Origin of the sequence: Nocardia asteroides, assembly GCA_019930625.1 — a bacterium.
Taxonomy (GTDB): Bacteria; Actinomycetota; Actinomycetes; order Mycobacteriales; family Mycobacteriaceae; genus Nocardia; species Nocardia sputi.
This window is the reverse complement of the sequence record CP082844.1, coordinates 1,927,039-1,936,131: the sequence shown is the minus strand read 5'-3', so window position 1 is coordinate 1,936,131 and position 9,093 is coordinate 1,927,039. Positions and strand designations below refer to the sequence as shown.

The window sequence follows — 9,093 nt, the reverse complement described above, 5'->3', positions numbered from 1 at the left end:
AAGTAAGCGTCGTTCCCGACACGCAGGTCGCGGATTCGACCGATCTGCGCTGAGCACGTCGTGTCGTGCCCCGGCTATCTTCGACGTTCGCGTCGCCACCGCCGACGAGCACTGCTTACTCGGCGGTGGGCACGCGAGACCAGTAGGCGAGATATCGATATGGAGGACGACGTGGCGGATGAACCCGGTGGGCTGACCGTCGAACACCCGCTCGCTCGTGCGCTGGCGGCGCACGCGCCCACGGGGTGGACGCGGGTAGACGCGGCGTTCGCGGTCACGGTGGCGGGCGAGATCGTCCAGCTCGTGTATTCCGTCGGCGAGCAGGCGATGACGGTGGACCCTCCGGAGTCTGCGCTTGCCCTCGCTCGGGAGCTGCGTGCGATCGCGGCCGGCTCTGGTGCGGAACCGTGGTGGCGGATGGTGATCGCGATGACCAGCTCCGGAGACATCGAGGTCGCCTATGACTACGGCGACGAGCCCTTCCCAGACGGTCAGCTGTTCGTGCCGGAGGCATATCGCGCCGACCTGAAGGCGTATCCGCGCGGAAAGCTGCCGGTGTGGCTGGCGGCGTATATCGGACATGGGGACCGGCAGCGGCGTACTCCGCAGCAAGCCGCCGCGCAGGCTCGTAAAGACCGGGCCGAACAGGTGTGGGCGGTGCTGGCGGAGAACGAGTTCCCGCCGTTCCCGCAGATGTGGGCGCGATGGACGACGATCGCCGCGGCCTTCGTGGCGGCGAAGTCGGAATGGGGGCCGCGGATGCTGCCCTGGGTCGGGGTGTTCGAAGGCACCGCACGCGGCGGGTCGACCTTGCACGCGCTTCCGGCGGGGCGGGCCGTGCTCTCGGGTGGCGTGTGGAACGCACCCACCTTGGACGCTGTCTACAACGCGGGCGCACCGATGCCGGAGCTGTACGGCGGTGCGCCGGACTGGGTCGCCGACCCGGTGTTGAATCCGCGGGCGGCCTCGGGGCTACTGTCGTTCTGCTACTGGTGGGAGGCAGGGCGCTGGTACCGCGGGCAGTCGCCGTCCGCCCAGGAGTGCGCGCCCGCGGTGCCGGGCGTGTGGACGCGCGAGACGGCGATCAAGATCGTAGCGGGAACCCTTTCCGACCGCCTGGGCCAGGACGCGGCCGAGGCGATCGGAGCTTTGTTGTCCGCCGCAGAGGCGGGGAGAGTGACGCGGGCGGCACTGGTCGCCGTCTTCGGTGATGACGGCCGTTTCGACATCGACGGCGCGCTCTATCAGTTCTCGGTGGCCGGGCTGCTGTCCACGGCGCCGGAGCCGATGCCCGCCGAGCAGGCGATCAGCCGGGTGCGGGACTACATCACCGGACGGCAGCTGGACACCACCGGTTACCCGCTGTCGAAGCTGAACGCCGACCGCTTCCGCTTCGGCTGGAAGGTGTATGTGCCCGCGCCCGAGAACGCGGCGGCAGCCGAACGAGCCGTCTTCTACATCACCGACGACGGCGAGTTCGTGCCTTCGTCGTCGGCGGTGGATCAGGCGAGAGTCATCGCGGCGTTGGAACAGCGCTTTGTCGACCGCCACGGTCCGCAGAATTGAACGGACACCTTGCTGACAGTTCGCTGTTATGCCTATTCACCGTCCTAGGCTGCTGAAAATGTGTGTTGCTGTATCGCAGCAGCTAGAGATGGGCGAGACTCGGGTGACCGCCACCGCCACTCACGGCCCGGCACTCGAGGAGGAGGTCGATCATGTCGCTGGAGGCCAACAAGGCGCTGATCCGCCGGTTCTATCGCGAGATCGACGCGGGAAACATCGAAGCGATGGACGAGCTGGTCGCCGAGAACTACCTCGATCATTCGCCTCCCCCGTTCCCCGGCATCGGTCCGGGCCGCGAGGGCCTGAAGCAGACGTTCCGCATGTTCTGGGACGCCACTCCCGGGCGGCACGAGATCGAGGACCAACTCGCCGAAGGCGACCGGGTCGTCACCCGCCTCACCGCCTACGGCCGCCACACCGGAGACCTGCCGGGCATCCCGGCGACGGGTCACGATCTGAGGATGACCGGAACCGCGATCCACCGGATCGAAGACGGCAAGATCGCCGAGAAGTGGTCCGACAAGGACGTGCTCGGGTTCTTGCAGCAGCTGGGCGTACTCCCCACCGTGGGACGGGCGTGACCGGTCCCCTGCCGCCGATGACGAACTCCATCGGCAACCGCCCGGGGGCAACGAAACAGGAAAGCCGCGTATCGGAGGAATCTGATACGCGGCTTTCCGCAATTTGTGGGCGAAGGGGGACTTGAACCCCCACGTCCCGAAGGACACTGGCACCTGAAGCCAGCGCGTCTGCCATTCCGCCACTCGCCCGAGCGACTGGGAGACAGTATCACGGCCGCGCTCCGGATACGAAATCGCCATTTCAGAGGCCTGACCGGGGGGCTGGACAGACCTGGGAACCTCGGGCCGTCGCCGAGAGTTACAGGTGTGGACGATCGTGGATATCATGCAATGAACGTGGTCGATTGACGACACGCCATACTCGCGTGTCGTTGTTACGAATCAGGAAGAGACGCTCACCGAAGGGAGGCCGAGATGGGCATCGTTTCGCGATTCGAGCGTCGCCTGCAAGGCGCCGTCGGTGACGTGTTCGCCAGAGCATTCGGCGGCAGTGTCGTACCCCAGGAGGTGGAGGCGGCGCTGCAACGCGAGGCCGCCGACCATGTCCAGGAACTGGGCGGCGGGCATCTGCTGGCACCCAACAGCTATGTGATCACGATCAACTCCTCCGATCACCAACAGCTGGCTGCCGACCACGACCTCACCACCCGCGCGTTCGCCAAACACCTCCAGGACTACATCCGCGACCAAGGCTGGCAGACCTACGGCGAAGTACACGTGGCGTTCGAGGCATCACCTACGCTGCACACCGGACAGTTCAGGGCGAGTGGCCGCGTCGATCCCGACGTCGGACACAGAGCCAGCGCGGCTCGCGGCCCCGAATCACCGCCACAACGACCTGCAAACCCGCAACCAGGAGCTGGCCCCATGACGCAGAACTCAGGCTACGACCCGAGCCGTGAGCCCGCGGAGTCCGATCCACGCAACCGCGGGTACGCCCCACCACCTGCCGGTCGCGGCGGTCCGCAGAACGGCGCGTACCGCGACGACTACGGCCGCGGCGGCGCGTACGGGGCGGATTACCAGGCCCCGGACGCGCAGCAGGGTTACGGCGACTACCAGAACGGCTACGACTACCAGCAGGGTGGCCAGGGCTACGGCCAGCAGGGCTACGGCGAAGCGGGCTACGGCCAGCAGGGCGGCTACGCCGACCGGGGTTACGGCCAGCCGGGCTACGGCGAACCCGGTTATGGTCAGCCGGGCTACGGCGAGCCGGGTTACGGTCAGCCAGGCTACGGCGAACCGGGCTACGGCCAGCAAGGTTACAGCGAACCGGGCTACGGGCAGCAGGGATACGCCGAACCCGGCTACGGGCAGCCGGGCTACGGACAGCCCGGCTATGGTCAGTCCGGATACACAGATCCGAGCTACGGCGACCAGGGCTACGCCGATCAAGGTGGCTACGCTCAGGAAGACCAGGGCGGCTACGGTCAGGCATACTCGCAGCAACCAGGCTACGGCGCTCCGCAGGGGTACGCGGGCGCACCGGGCTACGGCGCCGCGCCGCAGGCCGGTTCCGGCTATTCGGCGACCCTCCAGCTGGACGACGGCAGCGGCCGGACTTACCAGCTGCGGGAAGGCAGCAACATCATCGGCCGCGGCCAGGACGCGCACTTCCGCCTGCCCGACACGGGCGTCTCGCGCAGGCACATCGAGGTGCGCTGGGACGGGCAGACCGCGATGTTGTCCGATCTGGGCTCCACCAACGGCACCCTGGTGAACGGCTCTCCCGTGCAGGATTGGCAGCTCGCCGACGGCGATGTCATCCGTGCCGGGCACTCCGAGATCCTGATCCGTATCGTCTGATCCCGTAAGCTCGCGGTGCAGGTCACGACATGGCTCTCGAGGGATTCGTCGGTCGTATCGTGATCGAAGTCGACCGACGGCCCTATGATGCTGCCAACACACGCGCGGCGCCGACACCGGGGCCGGCAAGACCAGCAGGCTGGTGGGGGTGGTCGAACCGCACCTACGGCACCGACGTACACGGTCGAACAGGAGGTGGAGCGCCGTGCAGGGACTGATCCTGCAACTGACCCGTGCGGGGTTCCTTCTGCTGTTGTGGTTGTTCGTGTGGGCTGTGCTGCGCACATTGCGCAGCGACATCTACGCGGCATCCGGCATTCGGATTCAGCCCAGGGCCGCTCGCGGTTCCGCGGTGCTGCCTTCCTTCAGCCGGGGCCAGAAGGGCGCCAAATTTCTTGTGGTGACTCAGGGTTCACTCGCCGGCACCCGCATCTCGCTCGGCACCCAACCGGTGCTGATCGGGCGTGCGGACGATTCCACGCTGGTACTCACCGATGATTACGCCTCGACCAGGCATGCGCGGTTGTCTCCGCGTGGTGACGACTGGTACGTGGAGGACCTCGGCTCGACGAACGGCACCTACCTCGATCGCGCGAAAGTCACCACCGCCGTCCGCGTTCCGCTCGGCACGCCGGTCCGTGTCGGCAAGACAGTGATCGAGCTGCGATCGTGACACTCGTTCTCCGCTACGCAGCGCGCAGCGACCGCGGTCTCGTCCGAGGCAACAACGAAGACTCCGTGTACGCGGGCGCCCGCCTGCTGGCACTCGCCGACGGCATGGGTGGCCATGCCGCGGGAGAAGTCGCCTCGCAGTTGATGATCGCCGCGCTCGCCCACCTCGACGACGACGAGCCCGGCGACGATCTGCTCGGCAAGCTCGACGCGGCGACCCGGGAAGGCAACGCCGCCATCGCCGATCAGGTCGAGGAGGAGCCCGAGCTCGACGGCATGGGCACCACGCTCACCGCAATCCTGTTCGCGGGCAAGAAACTCGGGCTCGTGCACATCGGCGACTCGCGCGCCTACCTGTTGCGCGGCGGCGAGCTGACTCAGATCACCCGGGACGACACGTTCGTCCAGTCGCTGGTCGACGAGGGCAGAATCACACCGGAGCAGGCACACACGCATCCGCAGCGTTCGCTGATCATGCGCGCGCTCACCGGCAACGAGATCGAGCCTACGCTGATCATGCGCGAGTCGCGCGCCGGTGACCGCTACCTGCTGTGCTCCGACGGTCTCTCCGATGTGGTCAGCGACGAGACCATCGCGAACACGATGCGCGAGGGCACCACCGACGAGTGCGCCGACCGGCTCATCGAGCTGGCGTTGCGCAGCGGCGGTCCCGACAACGTGACCGTCGTCGTGGCCGACGTCATCGATCTGGACTACGGGCAGAGCCACCCGATCGTGGCGGGCGCCGCGTCCGGCGTCGACGAGGACTCGCCTCCGCCCAACACGGCCGCGGGCCGGGCGTCGGCGTTGCGTCCGCCGCGCGCCGCGCCGCGCCGGGCCGCCGCCGCCCCCGAACCGCCCGCGAAGAAGTCGCACCGGCTGCGCTGGATCGTGCTCGCACTCGCGCTCGTCGTCGCCGTCTGCGTGGGGCTCGTGGTCGGTTACAAGATGATTCGCAGCAACTACTACGTCGGCGCCGACGACGGCTCGGTGGTGATCCTGCGCGGGCTGCCCGGTTCGATCCTCGGTTACTCGATCCACGACGTGAATCTGGTCGGCTGCGTCACCCGCAACGGTGAACTCACCCTGACCGAGCCCGGCGCGGATGTGCCGTCCTCGTGCAAGCCGTTGAAGGTCAGCGATCTGAAGCAGACCGGACGCGATCAGGTGGACAAGGGGTTGCCGCCGGGTTCGCTGGACAAGGCCAGAGACTCGATGACCTATCTCGCCCAGCGCGAGCTGCTGCCGCCGTGCCCGGTCAAGGAGACGGCACCGCAGCCGGGCATCGTCCCGCCCGCCGAGCCCGCACCTCCCGCGCCCAACGGCGCGCCGCCCGCCCCGGCAACCGGTGCACCCGCGCCGGCCCCGGCGCCGGAACCGGGTGACGCCAGAGGCTCCGAGATCAAGACGCCGACGAAGTCGGAGGCTCCTGCCGCGCCGTCGAGCGCATCGCCGAACCCCCAGACCACGGGGGAGAACTGCCGGGTGACGGACTGATGTCCGCGCCGGCACCGCCGTCGGCTGGAGCTTTTCCCAGTCCCCCGGGCGGCTTCGCTCCCGCGCCACCGCCGAGCACCAGACGAAATGTCGAGCTGTTGCTCCTCGCGGCGGCGGCGGTGATCACCACCGTGTCCCTGTTCCTGGTCGAGGCCAGTCAGGAACAGTCGATCACCTGGGACATCGCCAAGTACGGGCTGGCCTATCTGGCGTTGTTCGCCATCGCGCACTTGGCCGTGCGGCGGTTCGCTCCGTTCGCCGATCCGCTGCTGCTGCCGATCGTCGCGTTGCTCAACGGGCTCGGTCTCGTGCTGATCCATCGGCTCGATCTGGCCGATCAGCAGACTGCCGCGTACAACTCGTGGGCGATCCCCTCGCCCGACGCCACGCAGCAGATCCTGTGGACCGCGCTGGGCACGCTCGTGTTCATCACGCTGCTGATCGCCCTGCGCGACTACCGCACCCTGGCCCGCTACAGCTACACGCTCGGCCTGATCGGTCTCGTCGCGCTGACCATCCCGGCACTGCTGCCCAGCAAGTTCTCCGAGACCAACGGCGCGAAAATTTGGATCCGGCTGCCCGGCTTCAGCGTCCAGCCGGGTGAGTTCGCCAAGATCCTGCTGATCATCTTCTTCGCATCGGTGCTGGTCGCCAAGCGTGAGCTGTTCACCGCCGCCGGTCGCCACGTGCTCGGCATGGAGTTCCCCCGTGGCCGCGACCTCGGCCCGATCCTGGCGGTCTGGATCGTCTGCATCGGCGTGCTGGTGTTCGAGAAGGATCTCGGTACCTCACTGCTGATCTTCAGCACGGTGCTCGTGATGCTCTACATCGCCACCGAACGGGTCGGCTGGCTGGTCATCGGCGGCGGACTGCTGGCCCTCGGATTCGTTTTCGCCTACCAGTTGTTCGGCCATGTGCGGGTCCGGGTGGAAACCTGGCTGCACCCGTTCGACGACTACAACAACACCGGCTATCAGATCTCCCAGTCACTGTTCGGCCTGGCCACCGGCGGTCTCGCCGGGACCGGTCTGGGCAGCGGCAGGCCCAACCAGGTGCCTTTCGCCAAGACCGACTTCATCATCACCACCATCGGTGAGGAACTCGGGCTGATCGGGCTCACCGCGGTGCTGGTGCTGTTCCTGGTTTTCGTGGTGCGCGGGTTGCGCACCGCCCTCGCGGTGCGCGACAGCTTCGGCAAGCTGCTCGCGGCCGGCCTGTCGTTCACCATCGCGATCCAGCTGTTCGTCGTCGTCGGGGGTGTGACCAAGCTGATTCCGCTGACCGGCCTCACCACACCCTTCATGTCCTACGGCGGCTCTTCGCTGTTGGCCAACTACGCGTTGCTGGCATTGCTGATCAAGATCTCCGACGCCGCCCGCGCACCCGCCCCGGTGCGGAAGAAGGAGCCGGCACCACTCGCCGACGCGCAGACGGAACTGCTGCGCCGCGACGCGGGACGACCCGAGGCGGGGCCCCTGACATGAACACACCACTACGCCGAGTCGCGGTCGCGGTGATGGTGATGGTCGTCGCGCTGCTGGCCAACGCCACCTACGTTCAGGTGATCAAGGCCGACGACCTGCGCTCCGATCCACGCAACTCCCGGGTGCTGCTGGACGAGTACGCCCGCCAGCGCGGGCAGATCTCGGCGGGCGGCACCGTGCTGGCCAGCTCGGTCGCGACCGACGACCGCTACAAGTACCTGCGCGCCTACCCGACCGAGCCGGAGGCCTACGCACCTGTCACCGGTTTCTACTCGATGCAGTACGGCAGCACCGGATTGGAACGGTCCGAGGACTCGGTACTCAACGGCTCCGACAACCAACTGTTCGGCAGCCGCCTCGTCGACCTGATCTCCGGACGTGATCCGCGGGGCGGCAACGTGCTCACCACGATCGACCCGGCGATGCAACAGGTCGCCTACGACCAGTTGACCAGCAAGGGCTACACCGGCTCGGTGGTGGCGATCGAGCCGAGTACCGGCAAGATCCTCACCATGGTGTCCACGCCGAGCTACGACCCGAATCTGCTGTCGGGGCACGACGGCGCACGCGGCACCCAGGCGTGGGAAACCCTGAGTGCGGATCCGCGCCATCCCATGTTGAATCGCGCTATCTCCCAGACCTACCCGCCCGGGTCCACGTTCAAGGTCGTGGTCACCGCCGCCGCGCTGGCCAACGGCGTCGCGACTCCCGAGGACCAGTTCACCGCCGCGCCGAATATCACGCTGCCCGGCACCAGCACCACACTGGAGAACTACAACGGCTCCACGTGTGGTCCCGACCCGACCGCTTCGCTGTTCGAGGCGTTCCGGCGCTCCTGCAACACCGCGTTCGCCGAACTCGGCGTCAAGGTGGGCGCCGCGAAACTCAAGGACGAAGCGGCCGCGTTCGGTATCGGACCGCACCCCGGGATTCCGATGCCGGTGGCGGAGAGCACCGTCGGCACGATTCCCGATGACGCGGCGCTGGCGCAGAGCAGCATCGGGCAGCGCGACGTGGCGTTGACGCCGTTGCAGAACGCGGTCGTCGCCGCGACTATCGCCAACGGCGGCGTCCGGATGGAGCCATATCTGGTCGATCAGTTGCAGCGCCCGGATCTGAGTGAACTGTCCAAGACCAAGCCGGTCTCGGTCGGCCAAGCCGTCAGCGCAGAGGTAGCGTCGAACCTGACCAACCTGATGATCGCGTCGGAGAGCAACACCGCCGGAGGTGGCCGGACCCCTTATCAGATCGCGTCCAAGACCGGCACCGCGGAGCACGGGTCCAACCCGCGCAACACGCCGCCGCACGCTTGGTACATCGCGTTCGCCCCCGCCCAGAACCCGAAGATCGCCATCGCGGTGATCGTGGAGAACGGTGGGGACCGGGCGCTTGCCGCGACCGGTGGTTCGGTGGCCGCGCCGGTGGCTCGCGCGGTCTTGGACGCCGGTCTTCGAGGGGGCTGAACGATATGGATGTGCGAGTGAAGG

General features: G+C 67.5%; 7 protein-coding genes and 1 tRNA gene. 7 read left to right on the top strand and 1 reads right to left on the bottom strand.

Going from position 1 to position 9,093, the window contains the following annotated elements:
- Positions 1–159 precede the first annotated feature (159 nt).
- Both K8O92_09040 and K8O92_09035 read left to right on the top strand, forming a co-directional pair.
- Positions 160–1,566: a hypothetical protein gene (locus K8O92_09040; protein UAK34018.1), complete on the top strand. Its 1,407-nt coding sequence runs from the start codon at positions 160–162 to the stop codon at positions 1,564–1,566.
- A 152-nt stretch (positions 1,567–1,718) separates the two neighbouring features.
- Positions 1,719–2,147 carry an ester cyclase gene (locus tag K8O92_09035; protein ID UAK34017.1) on the top strand — a complete coding sequence of 143 codons (429 nt, stop codon included), beginning with the start codon at positions 1,719–1,721 and terminating at the stop codon, positions 2,145–2,147.
- 106 nt (positions 2,148–2,253) lie between these two features.
- On the opposite strand, the gene K8O92_09030 is transcribed toward K8O92_09035, so the two are convergent.
- Positions 2,254–2,336, bottom strand: a tRNA-Leu gene (locus K8O92_09030).
- Between the two features lie 225 nt (positions 2,337–2,561).
- Here K8O92_09030 and K8O92_09025 point away from each other — a divergent pair.
- The 5 genes from K8O92_09025 to K8O92_09005 all read left to right on the top strand — a co-directional run bounded on the left by K8O92_09025 (position 2,562) and on the right by K8O92_09005 (position 9,069).
- Entirely contained in the window at positions 2,562–3,953 is a 1,392-nt protein-coding gene (locus tag K8O92_09025) for a DUF3662 domain-containing protein (protein ID UAK34016.1), read from the top strand.
- A gap of 205 nt (positions 3,954–4,158) precedes the next feature.
- On the top strand, positions 4,159–4,626 hold the full coding sequence (locus K8O92_09020) for an FHA domain-containing protein (protein ID UAK34015.1): 468 nt from the start codon (positions 4,159–4,161) through the stop codon (positions 4,624–4,626).
- The gene (locus K8O92_09015; GenBank protein ID UAK34014.1) at positions 4,623–6,122 is read left to right on the top strand and encodes a protein phosphatase 2C domain-containing protein; all 1,500 of its coding nucleotides are present in this window, start codon (positions 4,623–4,625) and stop codon (positions 6,120–6,122) included. The genes K8O92_09020 and K8O92_09015 overlap by 4 nt, the downstream gene beginning before the upstream one ends.
- Positions 6,122–7,606, top strand: a complete 1,485-nt coding sequence (locus K8O92_09010) for an FtsW/RodA/SpoVE family cell cycle protein (GenBank protein ID UAK34013.1) — start codon at positions 6,122–6,124, stop codon at positions 7,604–7,606. The genes K8O92_09015 and K8O92_09010 overlap by 1 nt, the downstream gene beginning before the upstream one ends.
- Complete coding sequence (locus tag K8O92_09005; GenBank protein ID UAK34012.1) at positions 7,603–9,069, top strand: penicillin-binding protein 2; 1,467 nt, start codon at positions 7,603–7,605, stop codon at positions 9,067–9,069. Before K8O92_09010 ends, K8O92_09005 begins: the two co-directional genes overlap by 4 nt.
- Positions 9,070–9,093: the final 24 nt, after the last annotated feature.